Source organism: Roseovarius sp. W115 (assembly GCF_032842945.2).
Classification (GTDB): domain Bacteria; phylum Pseudomonadota; class Alphaproteobacteria; order Rhodobacterales; family Rhodobacteraceae; genus Roseovarius; species Roseovarius rhodophyticola.
Map to the genome: position 1 here is coordinate 1,182,501 of NZ_CP146606.1, position 25,830 is coordinate 1,208,330.

The 25,830-nt window shown below is 56.1% G+C and carries 20 protein-coding genes and 1 tRNA gene (1 of these 21 cut by a window edge); 9 read left to right on the forward strand and 12 right to left on the reverse strand.

From position 1 onward, the window contains the following. From msrQ to clpB, 8 genes are all read right to left on the reverse strand, one after another. Nucleotides 1–543: the 5' portion of a protein-methionine-sulfoxide reductase heme-binding subunit MsrQ gene (msrQ, locus tag RZS32_RS06065; protein ID WP_317056123.1), read on the reverse strand. 84 nt of this gene lie to the left of the window's left edge; 543 of the gene's 627 nt are visible here — the first part of the coding sequence; the start codon lies at nucleotides 541–543; the stop codon falls past the left edge of the window. Further along, nucleotides 543–1,445, reverse strand: coding sequence for a protein-methionine-sulfoxide reductase catalytic subunit MsrP (gene msrP, locus RZS32_RS06070; RefSeq protein ID WP_317056124.1), 903 nt, complete (start codon nucleotides 1,443–1,445; stop codon nucleotides 543–545). Before msrP ends, msrQ begins: the two co-directional genes overlap by 1 nt. Before the next feature lie 109 nt (nucleotides 1,446–1,554). Continuing rightward, nucleotides 1,555–2,208, reverse strand: coding sequence for an HAD family hydrolase (locus RZS32_RS06075; protein ID WP_317056125.1), 654 nt, complete (start codon nucleotides 2,206–2,208; stop codon nucleotides 1,555–1,557). Further along, nucleotides 2,205–3,698 (reverse strand): FMN-binding glutamate synthase family protein, encoded by a 1,494-nt coding sequence (locus RZS32_RS06080; protein ID WP_317056126.1) that lies wholly within the window; start codon nucleotides 3,696–3,698, stop codon nucleotides 2,205–2,207. The genes RZS32_RS06075 and RZS32_RS06080 overlap by 4 nt, the downstream gene beginning before the upstream one ends. 173 nt (nucleotides 3,699–3,871) lie before the next feature. Beyond that, complete coding sequence (locus tag RZS32_RS06085) at nucleotides 3,872–5,452, reverse strand: hypothetical protein (RefSeq protein WP_317056127.1); 1,581 nt, start codon at nucleotides 5,450–5,452, stop codon at nucleotides 3,872–3,874. Between the two features lie 33 nt (nucleotides 5,453–5,485). Then, nucleotides 5,486–6,262: a hypothetical protein gene (locus tag RZS32_RS06090; RefSeq protein WP_339106841.1), complete on the reverse strand. Its 777-nt coding sequence runs from the start codon at nucleotides 6,260–6,262 to the stop codon at nucleotides 5,486–5,488. 161 nt (nucleotides 6,263–6,423) lie between these two features. Continuing rightward, complete coding sequence (locus RZS32_RS06095) at nucleotides 6,424–8,448, reverse strand: glycosyltransferase family 2 protein (RefSeq protein ID WP_339106842.1); 2,025 nt, start codon at nucleotides 8,446–8,448, stop codon at nucleotides 6,424–6,426. A 247-nt stretch (nucleotides 8,449–8,695) separates the two neighbouring features. Further along, nucleotides 8,696–11,314, reverse strand: a complete 2,619-nt coding sequence (clpB, locus tag RZS32_RS06100; RefSeq protein ID WP_317056131.1) for an ATP-dependent chaperone ClpB — start codon at nucleotides 11,312–11,314, stop codon at nucleotides 8,696–8,698. A 255-nt stretch (nucleotides 11,315–11,569) separates the two neighbouring features. Here clpB and RZS32_RS06105 point away from each other — a divergent pair, with 255 nt between their 5' ends. The 3 genes from RZS32_RS06105 (at nucleotide 11,570) to RZS32_RS06115 (ending at nucleotide 13,972) form a co-directional block, all read left to right on the forward strand. Then, the gene (locus tag RZS32_RS06105; RefSeq protein WP_317056132.1) at nucleotides 11,570–11,824 is read left to right on the forward strand and encodes a hypothetical protein; all 255 of its coding nucleotides are present in this window, start codon (nucleotides 11,570–11,572) and stop codon (nucleotides 11,822–11,824) included. A 55-nt stretch (nucleotides 11,825–11,879) separates the two neighbouring features. Further along, nucleotides 11,880–12,608 carry an orotidine-5'-phosphate decarboxylase gene (pyrF, locus tag RZS32_RS06110; protein WP_317056133.1) on the forward strand — a complete coding sequence of 243 codons (729 nt, stop codon included), beginning with the start codon at nucleotides 11,880–11,882 and terminating at the stop codon, nucleotides 12,606–12,608. Between the two features lie 110 nt (nucleotides 12,609–12,718). Then, nucleotides 12,719–13,972 (forward strand): DNA polymerase IV, encoded by a 1,254-nt coding sequence (locus RZS32_RS06115; RefSeq protein WP_317056134.1) that lies wholly within the window; start codon nucleotides 12,719–12,721, stop codon nucleotides 13,970–13,972. A gap of 2 nt (nucleotides 13,973–13,974) precedes the next feature. Here RZS32_RS06115 and RZS32_RS06120 read toward each other — a convergent pair whose 3' ends face one another. Continuing rightward, nucleotides 13,975–14,838 carry an N-formylglutamate amidohydrolase gene (locus RZS32_RS06120; RefSeq protein WP_317056135.1) on the reverse strand — a complete coding sequence of 288 codons (864 nt, stop codon included), beginning with the start codon at nucleotides 14,836–14,838 and terminating at the stop codon, nucleotides 13,975–13,977. A gap of 144 nt (nucleotides 14,839–14,982) precedes the next feature. Between RZS32_RS06120 and RZS32_RS06125 the strand changes: the two genes are divergently transcribed. From RZS32_RS06125 to RZS32_RS06145, 5 genes are all read left to right on the forward strand, one after another. Further along, a tRNA-Val gene (locus tag RZS32_RS06125) sits at nucleotides 14,983–15,057 on the forward strand. Nucleotides 15,058–15,132: 75 nt separating this feature from the next. Beyond that, nucleotides 15,133–15,258: a type B 50S ribosomal protein L36 gene (gene ykgO, locus RZS32_RS06130; protein ID WP_008562923.1), complete on the forward strand. Its 126-nt coding sequence runs from the start codon at nucleotides 15,133–15,135 to the stop codon at nucleotides 15,256–15,258. A gap of 192 nt (nucleotides 15,259–15,450) precedes the next feature. Continuing rightward, entirely contained in the window at nucleotides 15,451–16,800 is a 1,350-nt protein-coding gene (locus RZS32_RS06135; protein WP_317056136.1) for an aminotransferase class III-fold pyridoxal phosphate-dependent enzyme, read from the forward strand. Nucleotides 16,801–17,035: 235 nt separating this feature from the next. Then, nucleotides 17,036–18,412 (forward strand): cytochrome ubiquinol oxidase subunit I, encoded by a 1,377-nt coding sequence (locus RZS32_RS06140; RefSeq protein WP_317056137.1) that lies wholly within the window; start codon nucleotides 17,036–17,038, stop codon nucleotides 18,410–18,412. 5 nt (nucleotides 18,413–18,417) lie between these two features. Then, entirely contained in the window at nucleotides 18,418–19,428 is a 1,011-nt protein-coding gene (locus RZS32_RS06145) for a cytochrome d ubiquinol oxidase subunit II (RefSeq protein WP_317056138.1), read from the forward strand. Here the strand turns inward: RZS32_RS06145 and RZS32_RS06150 are convergent. Beyond that, complete coding sequence (locus RZS32_RS06150) at nucleotides 19,419–20,291, reverse strand: LysR family transcriptional regulator (RefSeq protein WP_317056139.1); 873 nt, start codon at nucleotides 20,289–20,291, stop codon at nucleotides 19,419–19,421. The two genes, RZS32_RS06145 and RZS32_RS06150, sit on opposite strands and share 10 nt — an antisense overlap. Nucleotides 20,292–20,386: 95 nt before the next feature. Here RZS32_RS06150 and RZS32_RS06155 point away from each other — a divergent pair, with 95 nt between their 5' ends. Then, a complete protein-coding gene (locus tag RZS32_RS06155) occupies nucleotides 20,387–21,448 on the forward strand; it encodes a sodium-dependent bicarbonate transport family permease (protein ID WP_317056140.1) in 1,062 nt (353 codons plus the stop codon). Here the strand turns inward: RZS32_RS06155 and RZS32_RS06160 are convergent. Next, nucleotides 21,445–22,197, reverse strand: a complete 753-nt coding sequence (locus RZS32_RS06160) for a DUF1194 domain-containing protein (RefSeq protein WP_339106843.1) — start codon at nucleotides 22,195–22,197, stop codon at nucleotides 21,445–21,447. The genes RZS32_RS06155 and RZS32_RS06160 overlap by 4 nt on opposite strands. Before the next feature lie 49 nt (nucleotides 22,198–22,246). Continuing rightward, nucleotides 22,247–25,822 (reverse strand): hydantoinase B/oxoprolinase family protein, encoded by a 3,576-nt coding sequence (locus tag RZS32_RS06165; protein ID WP_317056143.1) that lies wholly within the window; start codon nucleotides 25,820–25,822, stop codon nucleotides 22,247–22,249. Nucleotides 25,823–25,830: the final 8 nt, after the last annotated feature.

Here is a 25,830-nt window from a genome sequence, read left to right on the forward strand (position 1 = left end):
GAAAACCAGTGGCCTGACTTGCCAACCTTTGACGAGCATCACGTAGTGCACCGCCCCCAAAATGGCCGCTGGGTATATCAACTTATGCAACTTGCCCCAGGCCGCCGCTCCCATTTTGCGCACAGACACATTGTTTGAGGTCATTGCCAACGGAAGCAGCAGAACAAACGCCGCCATGCCCACAGTGATATAGGGCCGCTTCACAATATCGGCCCAAACCCGATCGAGACGCTGCACATCCAACACAGCCCAAACCAAAAGATGACAGGCCACAAAGAAGAAACATGCCAGCCCGATGGCTCGTCGGAATTTCAGAAGGTTTATCCCGAGAGTCCGCCGCAAGGGCGATACGGCCAGACCTAAGACCAGAAGATAAAGCGCCACCTCACCAAGCTGGTGTTCCAGAGCCTTAACCGGATCAGCCCCAACGCGATTGTCGATCCCCAGCCACAACAGCCACCCCGCATACGCAAAACTTGCCAGGTAGATTGTCCACGGCGGAATGCGCCGCAGCCCGGTGTTGATGAGATCGCTCAGCGTCATTAGTAGAACTTGGTCAGGTCCATGCCTTCATAGAGTGATGCCACCTCTTCGGCATAGCCATTGAACATCAAAGTATCCTGACGGCGTGCAAACAAACCGGTGCCAAGCACGCGCTCGCTTGCCTGACTCCAGCGTGGATGATCCACCTCGGGATTCACATTGCTGTAGAATCCGTATTCGCGGGGGCCAGCCTTGTTCCAGCTTGTCGGCGGTTGGGTGTCGGTCAGCGTAATACGCACAATCGACTTGATCGACTTGAACCCGTATTTCCACGGTACGACCAGCCGCAGCGGCGCGCCATTCTGATTAGGTATGTCTTTTCCATAGATACCGGTTGCCATGATCGTGAGTGGATGCATCGCCTCGTCCATGCGCAAGCCTTCAACATAGGGCCAATCTAACACCGGGTAGCGCATCCCGGGCATTTCCTCGGGGCGGTTGACCGTCTCAAACGCCGCATACTTGGCGTCAGATTGAACACCTGCCAATTCCAGAAGATCTGCAAGTTCAAATCCGTTCCAAGGAACAACCATCGACCAAGCTTCGACGCAGCGGAAGCGGTAGATGCGTTCTTCGACCGTCATTTTGGACATGATGTCCTCGAACGCATAGTCGCCCGGCTTGTCCACCATCCCGTCGATCTTCACCGACCATGGCTCGGTTGTCAGCATATGCGCATATTTCGATGGATCATCCTTGCGCGTGCCGAACTCATAATAGTTGCAATAGCTGGTGATATCATCCCAAGACGTTGGTTCCAGGTCTTCAGCGCTTGCGCTTTGACCAATACCCGACAGCCCTAACCCCGCCGCCGCGCCTGCAATGATGTGGCGGCGATTGAGATAAACGCCGTCGTCCGTCACATCACGGTCTGTCAGAGTGTTCTTCCAACGATTGGCCATACATGAGCCTCCGGCAAATTCGGTTACGGTATGTCTGCTGTAACAGGTCGGTCTTTGTCAGCACAAAACAAGCTCACTCACAATGAGTTCGGTTCCTGTAACAATCGGCTCAGAGGCCCAGATACGCCCCGACGTCTGTCATATCCCTGACCACCACATCGCAAATCGGAGTGAGCTTCGCAGGATCAGCCACCAGTGCAAATCCGACACACCGCATACCCGCCGCTTTGGCCGCGCGGGCGCCCGATGCGCTGTCCTCCACCACAACACAGTCTTGCGGTGCGACACCAAGCTGTGCAGCCGCATGACGATATATATCCGGCGCGGGTTTGGGATTGGCCAAATCGCGGGCGGAATAGATATGAGGCTGAAGCAAATCCTTCAGCCCAACCTTGCCCAGCGTGATTTCCATCTTGGCCACAGGGCCATTAGATCCAACCGCAATCTTGATACCAGCAGTCGCAAGTGCCTCTACCAAAGCCTTGACCCCAGACACCTCCTCAGTTTGCGTCTTCAGCGCGGCAAACATTGTTTGATAAAACCGTTGTACCCAATCCGCTGGAAGGTCAGCCCCGCGTTTGATTGCGCCTTCTGCCACCAACTCCATCGGACCAGCGCCATATATCTCGGCCGCCTCTTCCTTTGAGATATCTAATCCACGTGCCCGCATATCCTGCCAAAAGAGCCGCGCACAGACGCGTTCGCTTTCCACAAGAACACCATCGCAGTCAAAGAGAACTGCCTTGCAAATGACATTAGTCATGGATGATGCGCAGCATCGAAACTCGGCCGGAATTTGTTCATCGGTACGGACGTACCATCCGCCTGAACGATCCGCACATGCCGCCGTCGCATCAGACGTGGTTCAGCCACACCGACGGAATGGGCAATGGTCTCGACCTCTTTGATGACTTGCTTCGCATAGTTGGCGACTTTCTTGTACTTATCTTCGACAACCAGTCCCGCCTGCAAATGCGGGTCGTGCGTGGTTATACCCGTCGGGCATGTATTGCGATTGCACTTCAGTGCCTGAATGCAGCCGAGGCTAAACATAAAGCCCCGCGCGGAGGTTACGAAATCCGCACCAGCGCAAATCGCCCAAGCTACATCGCCGGGATTTACCAGCTTGCCTGCCGCGATAATACGAATGCGGTCTTTCAGCCCATGCCTGTCACGCAAGTCCACCATTCGAGGCAGCGCCTCTCGAATGGGCAGTCCGACCAGATCCATCAACGGCATTGGCGCCGCCCCGGTGCCACCCTCACCGCCATCAATGGTGATGAAATCCGGCGCGCTTTCCTCGCCGCGTTCGGCGATCAGCTGAAAAAGTCCATCCCAAGCTTCGCTTGACCCGACCACCGTTTTGAAACCCACAGGTCGCCCCGTGACGTCACGGATGTGACTCAGGAAATCAAGCAGCTCGCCAAAGTCATTCACTTCACGGTGGCGGTTTGGCGAAATACTATCCTGTCCTTCGGCTATCCCTCGAATTTTGGCGATCTCGGAATTGACCTTCTCGCCTGGCAGAATACCGCCCTTGCCGGGTTTGGCGCCCTGCGCAAGCTTCAATTCGAACATTTTGACCTGAGGATGCGCAGCGACCTCACGCAGTTTCTCATCGCTCAGCGCCCCATCCTCGGTGCGCACGCCATATTTTGCTGTACCGATCTGATAGACAATATCGCAACTGCCCTCCAGGTGAAACGGGCTGAGCCCACCCTCCCCTGTGTTCAGCCACACACCAGCCTCAGCAGCACCCCTACTGAGCGCCTCAACGGCGGGACGCGAAATTGCGCCAAAGCTCATGCCTGAGATGTTGAAGATCGACTTGGCCTTAAAGGGAAGTGCCGCATGCGGTCCGATCTCCATCGGTTCAGTCGTCGCGAATTGATCGTCCAAAGGCGGGAAAGACGCAGGGACAAAAATAGGCGTCCCTGCCACATTCAGATTGCGGGTGGAGCCAAATGCAACTGTATTTCCCTTACCCTGCGCCGAATGCGCCACCCAATCCCGCTGCGCGCGGTTGAACGGCATCTCTTCACGATCCATGGCGAAAAAGTACTGACGAAAAAATTCACCCAACGAGGTGAACAATCCCCGAAATCGTCCAATCACCGGATAGTTCCGCCGAATGGCATCTCCGGTTTGGGTCTTATCAATTATGTAGAAAAGTACGGCCGTCGCCAGAACAGCTCCGATAACCAGCACAAAAACGATAGCCAGCATCGCCAGCGCATTGAATGCGTATGTCATTAGACCTTCCGACGTTTAAGGGCATGCACAATTCCGTTATGCCACAGATGTCGGGCGTCACAAGACGAAAGACAGTTGGGAAATAGCCTCTGACAAGCTGCGTGCGGTTTCCAAGACTATGGGTGCAGGTTCTAACGGGGCGGAACGCACTGGTTGAACGAAACTTGTGGGCACTATTTCTTATGGATCACAACCACCTGATCCTTACGCTTCTTCTGATACCGGACCGGCTCGACGATGCATCCTGAAATGTCTTCTGACAGCGCGTTGAACTCGGCCGCGATAGCAGAGTCTGAATGCTTAAACTCTCGTTCATCCAACCAGCTCCGGAACAGTGCGGCTGTTTTTGTGATCCCTGGCTTCTCGTAGGTCTCTGGTTGCCAGCGCAAATCTTCAATCACATAGAGGCCACCGGACGACAGCCGTGGAAAAATTTCCAGAAATGCATTTTGCTGGTGATGGCTCGCATGACTGGCATCATCAATAACAATCGTCGGGGCCGGTGTAATCTCTTCAATCGCATCAGCAATCTGCTGGCGTTCATCCATATCGCAGCGATGAAACTCAAAACGCTCATGCTCGAACCACGAAAAGTCAGAGACATCTAAGCCGTGGATGTCTGCTTTGGGGAAATACTCCAACCACATGCGGATCGAGGGCAAATCCGTTGTCACCCGATCCGCGCTTTTGCCATGCTCCGGCCCACCGATCAGCAATCCCATTTCAAGAAAGACAATCTCGCGGTCGCGATAAGGGTGGAACAGCATATGATACAACTCGGTGTAGCGATGCTTAGTTGAGCCCTTGTCTGATCCATACCGGTCTGCCAGATCGGTGAGGTTTTCACCACCTTTACCTGTGGGGACGCGCGCGGCGGACATGGATTTGCCTGCAGCATCGGCAGCCTTCAAAGCTTCTTTTTCTTCTCGTGACATGACTGGGGCGGCCTCGCAATCAATCTTGTGTTTGATGAGTGTTTCCGCAAGCCAACTGCCTGGTTCCGGCATCCCGCCTATGGCCGCCAGTTTCTCACGCACACGTCTTCCATAGAAGTGAACCGAAAAAGTCTCTGGCTTAATCAAGTCACTCACGTTTTCACGGGCGCGCGTGCGCAACAATGCGCGCCGATCGCGAAAGCTTACAGGATAAAGAGCTGAAATTGGAAAGGCGTATTTGGCTTCACCTGTCTTTTTCAAATAATGCGTCACGGCCTGAGGCCCCCACACACCCCAAGGCAGTTCACTTACATGCACTGGCGCACCATTTTCCTTAAGACTCTGTAGTTCTTGTTTCTTCTCTTTGGAGTACCACTCAGGGATATCATATTCATCCTCGGTCATCTCCAACAGCTGCCCCAAGGCATTGCTGTCGTTTGGCAATCCCAAAACACCACCATTTATAAGGTGTTCAGACTCCCACCCAAAGAAATGCCCGGTTTCACTTTCGAAAGGTTTCACACAGTAGGCATCAAGATCAGCCCAGATCATTCGGTCATTCTGACGCAGCAGATGATAACGGAACACGTCCGAAAAAAGGGCGAGACTACCCGTCCGACCATGCTCTAGGAAATTGTCAATTTTCAGAACAGAGTTCCCATGCACCAATTCGATGCCATCGGGCACATTCTGAATGTCCTTGTAGTGATAAAGTTTAACGTGGTGGCCTGCGTCTAAAAACGATTGCGCACAAAGAACCTCAACGTAGCTGAGTGCGCCTTCTACCCACAACATACCGATTTCGTATTCGCGGCTCATTTACTGTTCCGTCTTCTTGGTCAACTCAGCGGCTCATGCATGTTCGACCTCAACAAGGCTGAAGTCCGGGTTTGTTCTAATTTCCGCAATATCTCTGTCATACATTCGTGACAAATGTGCCCGCTCAGAAGCCGTCCATGGATCATATCCACCAAACTCTGCTCCCCGAGGATATTTTTCCTGCAAAGCGACCCGGTTCGCTAAGGCCGACTCGGCCCCGTCCCGGTAAATCATGGCAATCAACTCTTCGACCGCGCGGCCACTTGCGGTTGGGCGCTTATTCTTGTTTTTGGGTTGCTTAAATTTCCCAATATCTACCTCAGGGCCGCACAAATTGGCTAATATCCGACTGTCGATGCCCTGAAAATCCTCGAACCGCCAAACATGAATCTGCGCCTCAGGAAAACACTTCTTGATGACTCTGAGCACTTTCATCCAGTTTGGCATGTGTTCCATTACACGGGTGCGCATGACGGTTTCATTTATGAAGTTTGCACTTGTGACAGACCGCAGATACTCCACATAAGCAGACGCAAAAAAATCCGCATAGTTGCGCACCCCTAGGTGCACCTCGCGCACGGGCCACGGAAATTGAGACGCGAATGTTGCGATCAATTGGTCTCGCCACAGGTAAAGCAGCCCACGTTTCACACAATGTCCGCAATGTCCGGCCAAATTCTCGTCTGAAAAAACAATCCGTTTGATCTTGTGCTTCTTCGTCAAAAGACCGCCGAAAAAAGCAGCTGTCTTTTCGGCCAATTCCTTTTCGCTGTACTTGGTACGGTAGTTCAGACCCTGTTTTTCGTACACGTAGAGCTGACACGGCACAGTCAGCTCTTTTCGCGTGTCACGATGATGAACGTACAGGACACCATTGCGTTCAAGGTATCCCGCATTCCGGCCCAGTGTCGATTGAATGTGACTGGTCGCTGTCTTGTGGAACCCACCATGCAAAATGACATAAGGCACCGTCATCCGGTCAACTGCTCTTTGACTAAGTCTACGCTATCTTCTGGATTCTGCCCGGGTGGATTGATTTTCTGCAGCAGCTTATGAAAATCAGCCCAATCTCTATTGGATTTCAACGCGGCAATCTTGGCGCGATGCCACGCACATGCTTCAGCATGCAGCCGCAACAGTTGAGGGTCTTTCAACAGTTTCTCGAACTCTTCTCGTGTGCGATCCACCGTCGGCAATAGCGACCGATCTTCTTCCATATTGAGGTTCATATCCGCCCAATATGCAACGCCTTGATCCCGATCAACATGGTTGGTCCGCCCACGGTCGCGCTTTACCAAGAAACTGTCGATCGACCGGACCGAGTAATGATGCAATCTGGCAAAGTCGTGTCGAAACCCACCCCAAGCCGACCAACCTGTTTGGAAATAAGCCTCCGGCATCAATTGCCCACCGGCGTCTTTCCAAACGAAACCTTCAGGGCGCCCTTTATCGAACTTCGGACGGTGTACTCCGAAACGGTTGGCACCTCGACCGGGCCGAAACATGGATTTTAACCCCAACGCCCGGTACTTGTCGCGATAGTCTTCCGGTGCGCTCCAGATGAACTGCTCGGTGACCAGGTTTTCCTCGTAGCTGACTTTGTCGCCACAACCGAAAATCTTCCAGCAAAAGGAAATCGCGTCTGCCGTCCCTGTTGCCTCGAACAGATCCGGCAAGCGCCGATCACCGACGCGAATGTTCAGAAACTCATCGCAATCTGCGCACATCACCCAGTCGCACTCGGTGTAAAAATCTTCCTTCAAGGTGCGGCGCAATGCAGACCGCTGTGGGCTGGAACCCTTCTTGAATTTGTTGTCGATGTGCTTTGCCAAACCGAGCTCTTCCAGACGCATGCCGATCCTGTCAGTGCCATCATCGCAATCGTTTGTGAAAACAAGAAAATCCGTGAATCCCAGAGCCCTATGATAGGCAACCCATTCGAGCATAAAAGGGCCTTCATTCTTCATCGTCGTTACGATGCCACAGCGCTCATTCTTGCGCGGTGCGAGCTTTTTTGCGACAGAAACGATTTTGAAGTCTGGATTTGGCGCTGGCTGGGGTGTGTCTTCTTTGACCTCCAGCCCATCCTGCGCCGCTCTCGCAGCCCGCTCTTCACGACGCGCCAAGGCGCGCAGACGCTTGCGAAATACTTTCGTAAATTGATCCGCCGTCTCGTCGCGACCCTTTTCACTGAAATACCCAGCGACAGCCCCACGATACCATTTTAGATCTCTTCGCCCCCTGTACAGTCGATAAAACTCTACGTCATTAAGCTCATCAAAAATCACAGCGTTCATCACCGGTTTCAGTGCGTTGATCTTGCGCAGGAACACTGCTGTCTTGTGGTTTGAATGACGGCAATTAAAGACACGAATATTGTCACCTTCAAACCGGCTCACGTGCTGTTTGTCCAACTCATGATACGGGTCATAAAAGATGTTAACCCGCTCCAGCTTGGCGGTAAGTTTCGACGCGTCCGACAAAGGCAGCGTCCAGTCCTGCCGCCGGCCACCCTCATACCGCGTTTCCCATGGAACAAGATCAGTATCGAGCGTGCTCTGCGGGTTGACCGAAATCACATGCGCACCGGGCACCAGTGAGCCAAACGCGATAGCGGCGTATCCGCCCATGGACACACCTGCAAAAATGACCCGGTCATAACCCTCGAAAAATCCCTCATCGGCCAGTTTCTGGAAACGTTCGATCAAATCCGAGTCGCGATACCAATCTGCGACATGCGCCATCACGCCCAGATGCGAAATGTTGATGTCCTTGGCAAATTTAAAGGCCCAGGGCTCGCGGCCTGGCGAGCGATCGCTCACATTCGAAAGGTTATCGAATGTCACCAGCAAACGCTTCACTGGCCTTTGTACGAACAACAGCGAATGGCGCAGACGCCGTTCAAGGAAGCCTTCCGCGTCGCCGCCTGGACGGATTTCATCGAACCAGAGCGGCAACTCTGGTGCGTCTGATGTCTCGGTGTCCTGCTCTGCCATGACCCGGTCTTATAGAAGCTACGTTCAAATGCCCGGTAAATTCCCAGGCCCAACTGCCTTTTGAGCACTATAGGCTTGCGCAGCAAACCGGTGCAACACTCGTGTTGAATCACAAAAACTGTCGCTGATCCAGAAACAATATCATCCTATTGTTTCCAAACCCCAAGCTTCTCTCTTGTCGCAAATACCCCACGCGTCGCTGGCGCGAACGAAACCCCCGCCAATGTCGAAGGCGGGGGTCTATGTGTCAGTGTACGACAGCGTCGTCAGGCCGTTCGCGGTTGGTCGACCCAACCCTGTCGCCAATGATCAACCCTTCGGGGCCTGCGCTCACCGGCACGGTGCTGCCATCAAGTATATCTCCCGCCAGAAGCGCCTCGGCCAGCGGATTCTGTAGCGCCTTTTGTATGACGCGCTTCAAGGGTCTTGCGCCATAGACAGGATCATAACCTTCATCGGCCAACCATGTCTTGGCCTCCGCATCAAGCTCTAGCGTGATCTTCCGGCTGGCCAGCCGTTTCAACAACCGGCTCAGCTGAATGTCCACGATGCCATCCATCTGGTCGCGGTTGAGCCGGTCAAAGACTACTATTTCATCCAGCCGATTGAGGAATTCCGGCCTGAAATGCGACCGCACCGCATCCATCACATCACGCCGCGCGTCGGAGGCATCCGCCCCTTCGGGCAACTGGCTGAGCGCCTGAGACCCAAGGTTCGATGTCAGAATAATCAGCGTCTGCTTGAAGTCGACTGTCCGGCCCTGTCCATCGGTCAGCACCCCGTCATCAAGCACCTGCAACAGCACGTTGAAGACTTCCGGATGCGCCTTTTCAACCTCATCGAATAACACCACCTGATAGGGTCTGCGCCGCACAGCTTCGGTCAGAACACCGCCTTCGTCATAGCCGACATAGCCCGGAGGTGCCCCAATCAACCGAGCGACCGAATGCTTCTCCATGAACTCACTCATGTCGATCCGCACCATGGCGCTGTCATCGTCAAAGAGAAACTCCGCGACGGCTTTGGTCAACTCAGTCTTACCTACGCCGGTTGGCCCGAGAAACAGGAACGATCCAAGCGGCCGGTTCTCGTCATTGAGGCCCGCTCTTGCACGGCGAACGGCATTCGCCACCGCCTTCACAGCAGTATCCTGACCAATCACACGGCCATGCAGCTTGTCTTCCATGCCAAGAAGCTTCTCACGCTCGCCTTCCAGCATCTTGGCCGTCGGAATTCCCGTCCAACGCTCGACCACCTGCGCAATCTGCTCCGGGCGCACCGCCTCTTCGACCATCACACCAGTTTCCTCGGCTTGCTCGGCCTCGGACAGCTGCTTTTCCAGCCCCGGAATGACGCCATAGGACAGCTCCCCAGCCTTGGCGAGATCCCCCTCACGCTTGGCGTGCTCCAGCTCGATCCGCGCGCGATCCAACTGTTCTTTGATATCTCGCGCACTAGCAAGCTTGTCACGCTCTGCCTGCCATTGTGCAGTCATTTGCGAGGAGCGCTCCTGCATATCCGCCAGCTCTTTTTCCAGCTTTTCCAAACGATCTTTGCTGGCGGCATCGTCTTCTTTCTTCAGCGCTTCCGCCTCGATCTGCTTTTGCAAAATCTCGCGGTCCAGCGCATCAAGCTCTTCAGGCTTGGAATCCACTTCCATTCGAAGCCGCGATGCCGCCTCATCCACAAGGTCAATCGCCTTGTCCGGCAGGAACCGGTCCGTGATGTAGCGATGGCTGAGCGTCGCTGCAGACACCAGCGCACTGTCCGAGATCCGCACACCATGGTGAAGCTCGTACTTTTCCTTGATGCCCCTTAGGATGGAAATCGTATCTTCGACGGTCGGCTCCTCAACCACCAAAGGCTGGAACCGCCGCGCAAGCGCTGCGTCTTTCTCCACATGCTTACGATATTCATCAAGCGTCGTTGCCCCGATACAGTGCAATTCACCTCGCGCCAGCGCAGGTTTGATCAGGTTGGCGGCGTCCATAGCCCCTTCGGACTTGCCAGCACCGACAAGCGTATGCATCTCATCAATGAAAAGAACAATCTCACCCGCCGCCGCCGTAACCTCGTTGAGCACGGCCTTCAGACGCTCTTCAAACTCGCCACGGTATTTCGCACCAGCAATCAGCGCGCCCATATCCAGCGCCAGGAGCTTCTTGTTCTGCAAACTTTCCGGCACGTCACCATTGACGATCCGCAGCGCGAGCCCCTCCGCAATCGCGGTCTTACCCACACCCGGTTCCCCAATCAGAACAGGATTGTTCTTGGTCCGGCGGCTGAGCACCTGCATAGCGCGGCGAATTTCGTCGTCGCGGCCAATGATCGGGTCAATCTTGCCATCCGCCGCGGACTTGGTCAGGTCAGTGGCGTATTTTTCCAGCGCCTCATATGTATCTTCAGCGCTGGCCGTATCTGCCGTGCGCCCCTTGCGCACATCATTAATGGCCGCGTTCAGTTCTTGTGCACTGACACCGCCCTGCTCCAACGCGTCTCGCGCCGGGCTTTTGACCACGGCCAGCGCTGTCAGAAGCCGTTCAACGGGAACAAAACTATCACCCGCCTTTTTGGCCACCTTGTCGGCCTCATCCAGAACCTTGGCTGTCTGCCCATCCATATAGACTTGGCCGGCGTCGCCTGTAACTTTCGGGATTTTGCCCAGTGAAAGGTCAAGCGCCTCGACAACGCGCTGCGGCTGACCACCGGCGCGACGGATCAAATTGCTCGCCAACCCCTCGGGGTCATCCATCAATGCTTTCAGAATATGTTCGGGCGCCAGTTTCTGGTGGCTCTCCCGCATCGCGATCATCTGCGCGGCCTGAATGAACCCGCGTGACCGCTCGGTGAACTTGTTTAAGTCCATCTCAGGTCTCCTTCTCATAAGCGTTCCACCTCTGGCGCACCCAGCAATAGGCATACACCGGTCCGGAACCTCATTAGCAAAGATGGGTAACGCGTCTGTTATCTTCAAGACCACGCCGCCACATCACGACAAAATCGCGCTGATTCAAGTCTCTAGCACGAAACCGTGAGTCATATTGCAATAGAGCCGAAGCGGACCCAATTACTCACATAGTTATCCACAGGTATTCAGACCTGAAAGACAAGGAGCAGTCCCATGATCATCGAAGCCCTGGCATTCGACACAATCCGCTACAACCCAGAAATAGAAGGCTTTGAGGCCTCTGTCCGCATTCGCGACGCGTTGTGGGTGTACAACTACCCGGTGCATGTCAAAGCCCCGTTACACGCGGATTATGCACTGGTTGCGCGCAGCCTCGTTCAAAAGGCCCGCGACCAACACGAATCGCAAACCAAGACGCTGCACTCGCAGGTCCTGCGTGCAGTGCAAACCCCAGCTTTGGCCGCGTAAAATTCTGAAGGTGGGTTGACCGCGAGGGTCATGGCCGCAAAAAGAGCGAAAGTTCATGCAAGCCGGAGCCTACGCCATGTCGCCCTCATTACCCTCTGACGACCGTTTGATTGTGGCCATAGACTTGCCCAATGCGTTGGCGGGTTTGCAGCTGACGGAGCAGCTTGGCGATGCTGTATCGTTCTACAAGATTGGGCTCGGTATGCTCACCGGCGGCGGGCTTGCCCTGGCCAATGAGCTGAAACAGGATCATGGAAAACGTATTTTCATGGACCTCAAACTCTTCGACATCGGCGCCACGGTCGAAAATGCCGTGCGCGGCCTTGCTCATTTCGACCTTGATTTTCTAACTGTCCATGGCGATCCACATGTGGTGCGCGCCGCGCGCGAAGGAGTCGGTGGCAAGGAGATGAAAATTCTTGCCGTGACCATCCTGACGTCGCTTGACCGCACCGATCTCGACGCCGCACTGATCTCTTCAGGCGACATAACCGATCTGGTCATCAGCCGCGCTGCGCGGGCGTTTGAGGCTGGTGCAGACGGTGTCATCTCCTCGCCACAGGAAGCCGCGCTCATCCGCGCACTTCCAGAAGCGCAGGGCAAGCTCATCGTCACACCCGGCGTTCGCCCCATCGGTACCGCACTGGGCGACCAGAAACGCGTCGCCACCCCGGCCCAGGCCCTTTCGGACGGCGCTGATCATATCGTCGTAGGCCGCCCGATCTGGGCCGCCGAGAGCCCACGAGAGGCCGCGCAAAACATCCTGAGGGACATCTCGGGCTAATCCGTCTTTCACTGTTCTCCAAATACTCAAACTCCAGCATCAACCCCAAGCACTTTCGCTCGGGCAGGGTCCGTCGTACATTACACTGCATCGCCAAACCGATAGGTCCCATGCCTGCCTTCTGCCGAGATTGCCTGCATCCTTTTGAAACTGGCACGCGCTGCCCCGCTTGCCGGAGCCCTCGCGTGCTCTCGCATCCGGAACTCTTTGATCTCTCCATAGCGCACATGGACTGCGACGCCTTCTATGCCAGTGTCGAGAAACGCGACAACCCCGAGTTGGAGTCCAAACCCCTCATCATTGGTGGTGGGCGGCGCGGCGTGGTTTCAACCGCTTGTTATGTTGCCCGTATTCGCGGTGTACGCTCGGCCATGCCAATGTTTCAGGCGCTGAAGCTTTGCCCGGATGCCGTGGTTCTCAAACCACGCATGTCCGTCTATGCGGACGTTTCAAAGCAAATCCGCGAGATGATGAAAGAGCTCACACCTGATATCGAGCCGTTGTCGCTTGATGAAGCCTTTCTCGATCTCACCGGAACGGCCCGCCTGCATGGCGCCCCGCCCGCCATTATGCTGGCCCGGCTGGTTCAGCGCATGAAGAGTGACCTGGGCCTCACCGGCTCTATTGGCCTCAGCCACAATAAATTCCTGGCCAAGATTGCCTCAGACCTCGACAAGCCGCGCGGGTTTTCCGTCATTGGTCAGGCCGAAACGGCTGCATTTCTGCATGACCAACCTGTTACCTTGATCTGGGGAGTGGGCCAGGCCACCCGCGCATCACTTGAAAAGGCCGGCATCCGCCACTTCAGCGATCTTTTACGTTGGGAACAGATGGATCTGACCGCTCGTTTTGGCGCGATGGGAGACAGGCTCTGGCATCTGGCCCGTGGGCAAGACCACCGCCGCGTATCGGCCAATGCCCCTGTCAAATCAATCTCGAATGAGACCACTTTTTCTGAAGATACAACGGACACCGACATCCTTGATGGCCATATCTGGCGGCTGGCCGAGAATGTGGCTGACCGCGCTAAGGCCCGTGCTCTGGCCGGTCGCGTTGTGACACTGAAGCTCAAACGTGCCGATCACTCACTCCTGACCCGGAGACTGGCGCTTCGCGATCCCACGCAGCTGGCCGATGCGATTTATCGGACCGCACGCGCACTCTACGATCAGGTCGAGCCAGATCAGCCCTACCGCCTTATCGGCGTCGGTATTTCAGAGCTTTGGCCAGAAAGCGCCGCGGACACCTCGGGCGACCTGCTCGATCCCCAGGCCCGCCAGCGTGGAGAAGCAGAACGCGCGACAGACGAAATTCGCGCCCGGTTTGGACCAGACGCGATTCTCAAGGGGCGGTCGTTACGCTAGATTTACTCGGCTGCCAGCGGCTGTGCCTCGGGTCGACCGATCCGAGCAATATCCGCGATAATTGCCTGCAGGCGGCGTTTAAAGGTCGCAAACTCCGCATTCGGGCGAATTGTTTTTTCGTTCATGTAAAGCGCGCGATCGATTTCAATTTGTATTGCATGCCTATCATTTGCCGGTTTTCCGTAGTTCTGAGTGATAAACGCCCCGGCAAAAGGCGTGTTTCGCGTGACCGCGAACCCGGCGTGAACAAAGGCCGCTTCAATACGATCTACAATGGCTTCACTGGCCGCGGCACCAAACCTGTCACCCAATACAATCTCTGGCCGTTTGATCCCTGTGCGCACAACAGAATCCATCGCCTCATGCGGCATGGAGTGGCAATCAATCAAAATGGCCTCGCCAAATGCTTCGTGCGCCTGGTCCAGTTCTGTCCGAAGCGCGGCGTGATAAGGTGCCCAGTAGCGTTCAAGCCTCTGCTGTGCCTCGGCCAGGGTGATCTTCCCGCTGTAAATCGCCTGCCCGTTGGCTACGACGCGCGGGATAACTCCCAAACCTGACGACACCCTCGGATTGTGCCCGCCCTTGCGCACGCCATCAATGAGCGCAGGGTCAAGCTCTTCAATACTGCGGTTCAAATCAACATAGGCACGCGGCACAGTCGCAGTAATCAGGGATGCCCCAAACTGCGGAGCGACCTCAAAGAGCTGATCGACAAACGCATCCTCCGAGCTTCGGATCGCTTTTTCGTTCAACATCGAGCGGCGCAGGAAATGCGACGAATATCCCCGGCCGCTATGCGGCGAGGCAAAGACCACCGATGTGGTCCGACGATTTGGACGTGTCAGCGAAAACGCAGTGTTGGTCATCATTTCTCCTACACGCCATAATAGAGCGAAATTGGCAATCTAAAAGCCCTTGATCCAGTCCTCGACTCCTTTTATAGACACGGCTCACCGGCGCGGTTTCCCGCGCCCCTCTTTATTTGGGGCATGTGAAGCGGTGACGTGAACGGGCGATTAGCTCAGCGGTAGAGCACTTCGTTGACATCGAAGGGGTCACAAGTTCGATCCTTGTATCGCCCACCATATTTGTTGTGTCGCCTTAGGCGACACACCCGTTAACCCCGGCGCAAGCCCGCGCCACGACAAAGGAGACGACCGATGAAGGTCAAGAATTCGCTGCGGTCCCTGAAGAACCGTCACCGCGATTGCCGCGTCGTGCGCCGCAAAGGCCGCGTCTATGTAATCAACAAAACCCAGCGCCGGTTCAAAGCCCGCCAAGGCTAAGCCAACCTGCGTTGTAGACTGAAGCCCCGCCGTTCGGCGGGGTTTTTCGTTTTGGGTGATCCCAGTTTCCACAACGGATATCAGATGGGGAATTTTGAAAGCTTCCGCCTCGCGCTTTTCACTCCTTTGTAGACAGACACGTTTCGCCCTGTCAGGATTTGATCAAATCCCGTTCTGCTCTCGGAGGCTGTTATGAAAGATGACAATTTTTTGCGCGAGATGAATGCGCGCCACATCTGGCACCCCATGGGTCATCCCGGCGAGCAACAATCAAACGCACCCAAGATCATCAAAGGAGCTGAGGGCGTTGAGATCGTCGATATCGACGGGCATCGGACCGTGGATGCCGTGGGCGGCCTCTGGTGCACCAATCTGGGCTACTCCAATGACGCGATCAAACAGGCGATTTCCGATCAGCTTTGGGAACTGCCGTATTACTCTGCCTTCGCTGGCACCTCAAACCCTCCAGCGATTGAGGCCTCTTATGCGGTGCAGGAGTTCTTTGCTGAAGACGGTATGACGCGGGTGTTCTTCACCTCGGGCGGGTCCGACGCCGTAGACACCGCTTTGCGCATGGCGCGACAGTATCATCGCCTGCGGGGCGAGCATACGCGCACAAAGTTCATAAGCCTGAAGAAAGGCTATCACGGCACCCATTGGGGCGGCGCGTCTGTGAACGGCAACAACAGATTCCGGATCACCTACGAGCCGCTTCTCCCCGGCTGCTATCACTTACCCAGCCCTTACACGTATCGGAACCCCTTTGATGAAACTGACCCGGTCAAACTGGCCGAGAAGATCGCGGCGGCCTTTGTGGATGAGGTGGAGTTTCAGGACCCCAGCACCATCGCCGCATTCATCATGGAGCCGATTCAGGGAGCGGGTGGGGTGATCGTGCCGGACGCGTCCTTTATGAAGCATATGCGTGAGATCTGTGACCGCTATGGTATCTTGCTGATCTCAGATGAGGTAATCTGCGGGTTTGGGCGCACAGGCGACTGGACTGGCGCTCGGCATTGGGGCGTTAAACCGGATATGATGACCGTTGCCAAAGGCATCACGAGCGCCTACTTTCCGGTCGGAGGCGTGCTCGTCGGAGACAAGGTGGCTGATGTGTTTGAGAGCGCCGGGTCAGATGGTGCGATTTGGACTGGCTATACTTACTCCGCCCACCCCGTAGGCGCAGCAGCCGTCGTCGCGTGCCTGTCGGAAACACTGCGACTGGATACCAAAACAAACGCTGCGTCGAGAGGTGCGCAACTCTTTGAGGGCGTGCAAAAACTGATGGAAAAATACGACATCATCGGCGATGTGCGCGGCGGGCATGGGTTGATGACAGGAATTGAACTGGTCAGCGATCAGTCTAGCAAAACGCCTATGGACATGGATACGATCAAACGCGTGCATCAAGCGACCTACGAAGCCGGTGCTATGGTACGGATCGGGGGAAACAACCTGTTGATGTCTCCTCCATTGATCATCACAGAGGCGGAAATTGACAGGGTGCTGACCGCACTCGACACAGGTTTCGCTGCGGCCTAAAGCTTTCAGCACGCGGCGTTGGGGTTTTGGAGGATGTTCAAGATCCCACTGACGCGCCAAAACGCCGCGCTGGCAAATGTTTCGCGCGCGAAACGCTTTAATTTCTTGTTAAAACTTGCGTCTGCTTGATCAGAGCCCCGTGCGCCCGGTGGTCGCAGGGAGCAGATACTTTGCGACACAGGGCTAAATGTCTTTCGAAGGCCAAGCATTTAGGCTGGCGGAAAAGGCAAAGGTCATGGACACGTTACTTCTGTCCCGTATTCAATTCGGAGCGAATATTTCGTTCCACATCCTGTTCCCAACGATCACCATCGCTTTAGGATGGGTGCTGTTCTATTTCAAACTCCGCTACGGCCGGTCCGGCGAAGAAAGCTGGATCAAGGCCTATCGGTTCTGGGTCAAGGTTTTTGCGCTCAGTTTTGCGCTGGGCGTCGTGAGCGGCATCACCATGTCTTTTCAGTTCGGCACCAACTGGCCAGGTTTTATGGAAACAGTTGGAAATATCGCAGGGCCTTTGCTGGCCTACGAGGTGATGACAGCCTTCTTTCTGGAGGCCGTATTCCTGGGGATCATGCTGTTTGGCTTTAGCCGTGTGCCAAGCTGGTTGCACACGACGGCAACCTTCCTCGTGGCCTTTGGTACGACTATGTCTGCCTTCTGGATTTTGGTCCTTTCAAGCTGGATGCACACGCCCATAGGGTTTGAGATGCGCGAAGGCGTGGCACATGCCACGGACTGGTTTGCGATTATCTTCAATCCGTCGATGCCCTATCGGCTGGCCCATATGTTGCTGGCGTCTGGTTTGACTGTGGCGTTCCTTTTGGCCGGCATAGGGGCCTATCGCTGGCTGCGGAACGACAAGGCGGATGATGTGCGTGTATCGCTTGTCACGGGTCTTGGTTTGGGGGCGCTTTTGATACCAGTGCAAATCCTGATGGGGGATTTTCACGGGCTCAATACGCTGGAACATCAACCCGCCAAGGTTGCCGCCATGGAGGGCAATTGGGAAACGCGCGGCAATGTGCCCCTGCTGCTCTTTGCGGTGCCGGATGAAGCTGCGCGGGAAAACAACTTTGAGATCAGCATTCCCAACGGCGCCTCGCTGATCCTGACGCACAAAGCAGATGGCGTGGTGCCTGGGCTGAATGATTTTGTGGCTGAAGATGGCACGATCTTGCATCCGCCCGTGGCACCCGTGTTCTACAGCTTCCGCGTCATGGTGGGCACAGGCATGGCCATGCTGTTTCTGAGCTGGGCGGCCGTGGCGATGATGGCCTACAAAAGACGCGGGCCTGAGGGTCTGCCCAAACCCATGCTCTGGGCGATGGTGCCCATGGCATTCAGCGGCTGGGTAGCGACGCTTGCAGGCTGGTACACCACCGAAATCGGGCGGCAACCCTGGCTGGTGACGGGTGTGATGACAACCGAGCAAGCTGTGGCCGACGTGCCCGCGCCAATGGTGGCGTCAACGCTCTTTGTCTATCTCACCGTCTATGCCGCATTGCTGATCGCTTATATCGGTGTGCTGTTCTACATCGCACGCAATGCTGGTGCAGGCAGCGATCACGTGGGACCCGAACGACCCGGCATGGCGCCGGTTCCGGCGGAGTAGCGGCGATGGACATGTTTGGAGACCCGGCACAATGGCTGCCCCTGGTGTTTGCCGCCCTGATGGGGCTGTCGATCCTGATCTATGTGTGTCTTGACGGATATGACCTTGGGGTCGGGGTTCTCTTCCCCTTTGCCGATGATGCCGAGAAAGACCGTATGATTGCGTCAATCGGTCCCTTCTGGGACGCCAATGAAACATGGCTGGTTCTGGCCATCGGTATTCTTTTGGTGGCCTTTCCGGCAGCACACGGCATGATCCTGACCGCTCTTTACCTGCCGGTCGCGATTATGCTGGTCGGGCTCATCCTGCGCGGTGTTGCGTTTGAGTTTCGCGCCAAGGCCCCCGCCCACCGCAAGCCGATGTGGAATATGGCATTTTATGCTGGCAGTTTGATGTCTTCCTTGTCGCAGGGCTTCATGCTGGGCGTCTATATCATGGGCCTTGAGATCACGCTCTTCACGCTGGTTTTCGCCACAATCACGGCAGTCTTCCTGACAGTAGCCTACTCGTTTATCGGCGCCACCTGGATTATTTTAAAGACCGATGGTGAATTGCAGAAAAAGGCCGTCAGTTGGGCACGGGGCGGTATTTGGGGCGTTGTCCTTGGACTTGGTGCCGTATCGCTCGCGTCGCCTTTCGTCAGCCCCCGAATTTTCGATAAATGGTTTTCGGTGCCCGAGATTTTCCTTCTGGCTCCTTTGCCGATCATGGCGGCGGGATTGGTGCTGGCGCTTTGGGTGACATTGCGGCATCTGCCGGACAGTCAGGATCGTCTGTCCTGGCTGCCCTTCACGTTGACAACCGTGCTCTTCACGCTTGGCTTCTTTGGGATGGCGTATTCGTTCTACCCCTATGTCGTGCCCGAGCAGTTGACACTGTACGAATCCGCCAGCGCGCCCGAGAGCCTGTTTATCATTCTTGTGGGGACAGTATTCGTCCTTCCGATGATCGCGGGATACACGGTGCTGTCTTACGTGATCTTCCGCGGCAAGGCGACAGAGCTGCGCTACGACTGATCCTGCTTTAGCAGCGCTGCCAAAAGTGGATGCGGGAAACTGCGAGGGATGGTGACAGCAAAGAAGGCTTCATTGATCCGCAGATCATATGGCGCGGTTTGAAGCAGACCTGAGGCGATTTCGTCGGCCAACACCACGGCGGGCGCAATAGCCAGTCCGACGCCCTCGCGCGCCAAAAGCCGTACCATGGCCATGTCATCCACATCGGCCACAACCCGCGGCTCAACACCCAGACGCACAACAAGGCTATCAAAGCCGGAGCGGATGACAGGGTCACTGGGCACGATGAGCGGCTCGTTCTTGAGCAGTGATTTGAGGCTGCCATGTTGCAAGCGCTCTGGCACCCCATGCAAGCCGACGGGCTGTTCGGAGATACGGTGCGCAATAAATTCAGTGTGGGCGTCGCGGGCTGGCACCTGTGTGGTGAGAACCACATCAAGTGCAAGAGACTTCAACATGTCCAAGAGCCGTTCGGCGTTGCCGGAGGTCAGCTTGATGTCCACCTCGTCCAGACCGAGCACGGGCCTGAGAAAGGCGAGTTGAAAGTTGCGGGACAGTGTTGATAGAGCGCCGACGCGCAAGGGTGGGCGCGTTTCTCTGCTCTGGTTCAAGGTCGCCAAAAGTTCGGCCCCTGTGCCAAAAATCCGGTCGGCGTGGTCAAGCGCGATACGGCCAACCTCGGTCAATTCCAGCCTGCGGCCGACGCGGTCAAAAAGCTTTTGTCCAAACCGCTCTTCCAGTGCTTTGATCTGAGAAGACAAGGCAGATTGTGAGAGGTTCAGCCGCTCAGCTGTACGGGTCAGATTTCCATCATGGGCCACAGCATGAAAATATCTCAGATGGTGATAATTCAGATCGCTCATAGTTCTAATAAATAGAACGAAATTGTATAAAAGATATATTTTTTATTCTTCTTGAACTGTCCTATCTGCCAATCAGCGCGCATTGGAGGCGGATCATGGAAATCATTATGGACATCGGCACAACTGTGCTCAGCCAGCTGCAGAAACCAACATTGTCCTTTCTTATAGGTGGCATGATGCTGGCCGCTTTGGGCAGCAAATTTGAAATACCTCCACCAGTTTACAAATTCATTGTGATCCTGCTTTTGCTCAAGGTCGGTCTTGGGGCGGGCATGTCAGTTCGTGACGCCGACCTCATCGCACTCGCCGTTCCGGCGGTTGCCGCAGCGGTTGCTGGCGTCGCGATTGTAGCTCTTGGAACCAGGACACTGGCGCGGCTAAACGGGGTTTCGAAAATGGACGGCATGGCAACCGCCGGGCTGTTCGGCGCGGTTTCGGCATCCACCCTTGCGGCAGCGATGGCGATGCTGGATGCGGATGGCATTGCGTATGAAGGCTTTATCGGGGCGCTCTATCCCTTCATGGACATCGCCGCGCTGGTCACGGCGGTGGTGCTTGGTCGGATGAGTGCTGAGCGTGCAACGGCACAGGGCACCAATGCAAGTGGGACGGTCACAATGGGCGGCGGCGCGGGCGGCCCTGGTTTGAACATGAACAGCGAATTGGTACGCGGTATTCTGGTAGATACGCTGCGCAGCCCAGCGATCTCGGCGCTTCTGCTAGGTCTCGCCCTTGGTATCTTTGCCAAGCCAGACTCCGTCTACGAAAGTTTCTATGACCCTCTGTTCCGGGGCCTTCTGTCGATCCTCATGCTGATCATGGGCATGGAAGCGTGGTCGCGGCTATCAGAACTGCGCAAGGTGGCGCACGCCTACGTGCTTTATGGTCTGACCGCTCCGCTGATACATGGGTTGATCGGTTTCGGGCTGGGTCTTGTCGCGCATCATCTGACCGGGTTCTCCGCTGGCGGGGTGATCCTTTTGGCAGTGATGGCTGCATCCAGCTCTGACATTTCTGGCCCGCCAACCATGCGCGCCGCCCTGCCCGAGGCAAACCCGTCGGCCTATGTCGGGTCGTCCACGGGGCTTGGCACGCCGGTGGCGATCCTGAGCATCCCGCTTTGGGTTTGGCTGGCAAACTTGGTGATTGGCATCTAGTCCAGACCTGTACGACGCAACAAAGACTGGTCAATGTCACCTGGTCGGTCTGCTGCAACGGTCGGAGTCAGTTCGCGCAACAGCTTACGGCGCATCGCATCCTCGTAGTTCTCAAACCCAAAAATAAGCTCGGCGAACGCGGCGGGTCCAGTGATCACACGGTCGCGGTAATAGGGACCGAGCGGCGGCGAGGCAGACGGCTCGGGATCGTTGAAGTTGTTCTCAATCACCAATGCATTGACAATGAAACCAGCAAGATTCATTTCGTCTCGGATCAATTCAGGTGCAGGGCCCTGATTGCTTGGACCATCCCCGGAAATGTCCAGGGTGTGGCGGGCACAACCACCCCGCTGTTTCATCAATTCGATCGCGAAAAGCATCGCTGCGCCGATGGCCGTCCGACCCGTGCGATCCATGGCTGGACGGTCACGCAGGGCTTGTGCAATGTCCAGAAGCGTTGCGAGACTGTCGACAACAGTCCAGTTGACCAGGATGACCTGATCAAATTCCCCGCTCCACTCGAACACCGCAACTTCAACATGACCTCCGGGCATATGAAGCATCGCATCCGAGACCGCCGGATCCAGAAGGGCATTCGCCAGCCCCTGGCGTTGCAGTGCGAAATCCTGCGCGTCCACCGAAAGCGAGACATCCAGGCCCAGGACAAGCGCATGGGCGCAGGATTGCGCCTTGGCCTTGTGTGGCCACAGGCAGATCAGTATCAGAACAACGCCGGCACGAAGATGCATAGACCCACAGTATCGGCCGCACGCGTCCAGGCAAATCACGAATCCGGTGTCAGGCTTTGCCCCACCCACCGCCACCAGGGGTTTCCATACCAAAGACCGATCCTGCGGGCAGATCTATCTCATCATTGCCCGCCATATCGCGGACCGTGCCATCGGGGAGTTCGGCCCAGTTGCGGCCAACCTTCCCTGGATCACCGCCGTCACCACCAAAAGGCGGGATAATGCGGTGGTTAGAAAGCGTGGTTATGGTCACAGGTTCCAGAAACCGCAATGTGCGGATCACGCCATGCCCGCCGCGCCACTTGCCCGCACCACCTGAACCGTTGCGAATGGTGAAAGTCTCCAGTCGCACGGGGAAGCGTTTTTCCAGTATTTCGGGATCGGTCATGCGAGTGTTGGTCATATGGCCCTGGATCGCATCGCAGCCTTGAAAACCTGGTCCCGCGCCGGTGCCGCCGCAGATGGTTTCATAGTTCTGAAAATCGTCATTCCCCCAGACAAAGTTGTTCATCGTGGCCTGGCTTCCGGCAATGACACGCAGCGCGCCGTAAAGCGCGTTGCAGGTGGCTTGGCTGACTTCTGTGTTGCCCGAGATCACTGCCGCAGGGCGCTCGGGATTGAGCATGGAGCCATCAGGGATGATGATGTTCAGAGGTTTCAGACACCCTTCGTTCAGTGGGATGTCGGCACCAACCATGGTGCGGAAGACATACAAGACAACCGCACGGCAGATGGATTTGGGCGCGTTGTAATTGCCAGAATGTTGTGGCGATGTTCCGGTGAAATCAATCGTGGCCTCTCGGGCATCACGGTTGACACTGACCTTGACCTCAATCACAGCCCCATGGTCCATCGGATAGGTGAATTGCCCGTCCTTGAGCCGGTCAACCACGCGCCGCACGCTTTCTTCGGCGTTATCCTGCACGTGGCCCATATACGCGGTCACAACGTCGATACCAAAGTTATCCACCACTTTTAGCAGCTCTTGCCGACCGGTTTCGTTGGCGGCAACCTGCGCCTTGAGATCGGCCATGTTCTGCATCACGTTGCGACAGGGGTACGTACCAGATGCGAGGATCTCTTCGGCCATAGTGTCGAGGAATGTGCCTTCATCAACCAGCTTAACGTTATCGATCAAAACACCTTCTTCTTCGATATGGCTGCTGTCGGGCGGGGCGCTTCCGGGTGTGCGTCCCCCAATATCGGCGTGATGCCCTCGCGAGCCGAGCCAGAAGACCGGTTTGTCGCCCACAAAGACGGGTGTGACCACTGTGACATCAGGCAAATGCGTGCCGCCATTGTAGGGCGAGTTCAGCATGTAAGCATCGCCAGGTTTCACATCCGGGTTGAGGCGCATGACAGTTTTTATCGAGTCCGACATAGAGCCAAGGTGCACCGGCACATGTGGTGCGTTGGCCACGAGATCGCCCAACTCATCGAAGATCGCACAGGAGAAATCCAGGCGCTCCTTGATATTGACCGACCAGGATGTATTGGCCAGCGTCGCACCCATCTGATCGGCCACGGACATAAAGAGGTTGTTGAACACCTCCAGCAAGACCGGGTCGGCTTTGGTGCCTGCGGCCTCTGTGCGTTTCGCACTCTCTGAGCGCTCCAGAATGAGGTTGCCCAAATCGTCCAAACGCGCAGACCAGCCCGGCTCGACCATGTTGGTGCCGGTGGGTTCGGTGATAATGGCGGGACCTTTGATACCCGTTTCAGGCGTGAGTGTTTCACGATCGTAAAGCGGCACGTCCTGCCAGCCGCCTTCTGTGAAAACGGGCACTTTAGCTTTGATCGCCCCGGTCCCGGTGATCACTGGCGCGCGCGCCTCGACACCGCTTGCTCCGGCAGCTTCGACACTGATCATGTCAATAACAATGCCACGTGTCGGCGAGATGAACCCGTAGCGTTGCTTATGCAGGGTTTCGAACTCGGCGCGGGCGGCGTTCTCGGTAAGGCCGGCGACCGGGATGGTCTGGTGTGAGCCGTCATAGCGAAGATGCAGGCGGGTTTCTGTCTCGATGTTCTGTCCGCCCTGTGCGGCGACATCAGCGACAGTCTCATCACCAAGCGTTTGACCTCGTGAGAGCGCGGTGTCGATTTGATCCAAAGGCAGGTCAAGCTGAGTTTCCTTCATAGAAGAAATTTGCGCCAGTCCCATACCGAAGGCCGACAACACGCCAGCGTATGGATGTATGAGCACGCGACGCATGCCCAGTGCATCAGCGACAAGGCAGGCATGCTGCCCGCCTGCACCGCCAAAGCATTGCAAGGTGTACCCGGTCACATCATGACCACGCTGCACACTGATCTTCTTGATGGCGTTCGCCATGTTGTCGACGGCAATACGCAGGAAACCTTCGGCCATGTCCTCGGGGCTGCGTAGGGCCTCACCGGTTTGTTCAGCGACAGATTGAGCCAGTTCACCGAACTTGGCGCGCACAGTTTCAGGGTCCAGTCTTTCATCGCCCTCAGGACCAAAGACCGCCGGAAAGTGATCTGGGTTCAGCTTACCCAGCATGACATTGCAGTCGGTCACAGCCAAAGGTCCACCCCGGCGATAGCACGCCGGACCAGGATCCGCCCCGGCGCTTTCCGGGCCAACCTGGAAACGGCCATCCTCAAACTTGCAGATACTGCCTCCACCGGCCGCTACCGTATGGATATCCATCATCGGCGCGCGCATGCGCACGCCGGCAACATCCGTTTCAAAGCTGCGTTCGAACTCACCGGCGTAGTGACTGACATCGGTGGAGGTGCCGCCCATGTCAAACCCGATGAGCTTGTCAAAGCCTGCGGCCTCTCCGGTCTGAGTCATGCCGACAATGCCGCCTGCGGGGCCCGACAGGATCGCATCACGCCCCTGAAAGCGACGCGCCTCTGTCAGCCCACCATTAGATTGCATGAAAAGAAGCTGATGACAGGCCCGCCCCAGATCAAGCGCGCCAGCCACCTGGTCCACATAGCGTCGCAGGATGGGCGAGAGATACGCGTCGACCACAGTGGTGTCCCCACGACCGACGAGTTTCGCCAGACGAGAAACCTCGGCGCTGGTAGAGACCTGCGCAAAGCCGATCTCGCGCGCAATGTCGGCGACGCGATTCTCATGAGTGGGATTACAATAGGCGTGCAGCCCGGCAATGGCTATGGCGCGAATACCCTGATCAAAAGCCTCCTGCATGGCGGCACGCACTGGAGCATCGTCAAGCGGACGAACAACTTCGCCTTCAGCTCCGAGTCGCTCGACCATCTCAATGACATCTTCGTAGAGAAGATCAGGACGCTTTATTTCAAGGTCAAAGAGACGTGGGCGCGTCTGATACCCGATGCGCAGAAGATCGCGGTAGCCTTTGGTGATGACCAAGAGCACCCGTTCGCCTTTGCGCTCCAAGAGAGCGTTGGTGGCCACTGTCGTGCCCATCTTCACGGCTTGAATGGCGTCGTCGGGGAAGGCGCCTGTCACACCCATCACATCGCGAATGCCCTGAACAGCGGCGTCGGCATAGCGTTCGGGGTTCTCGGACAAAAGCTTGTGCGTGTGCACTTCACCATTGGGATCAAGAGCAACAATATCGGTGAAGGTTCCACCGCGATCAATCCAGAATTCCCAAGCGCCTTGCATGTTGTATG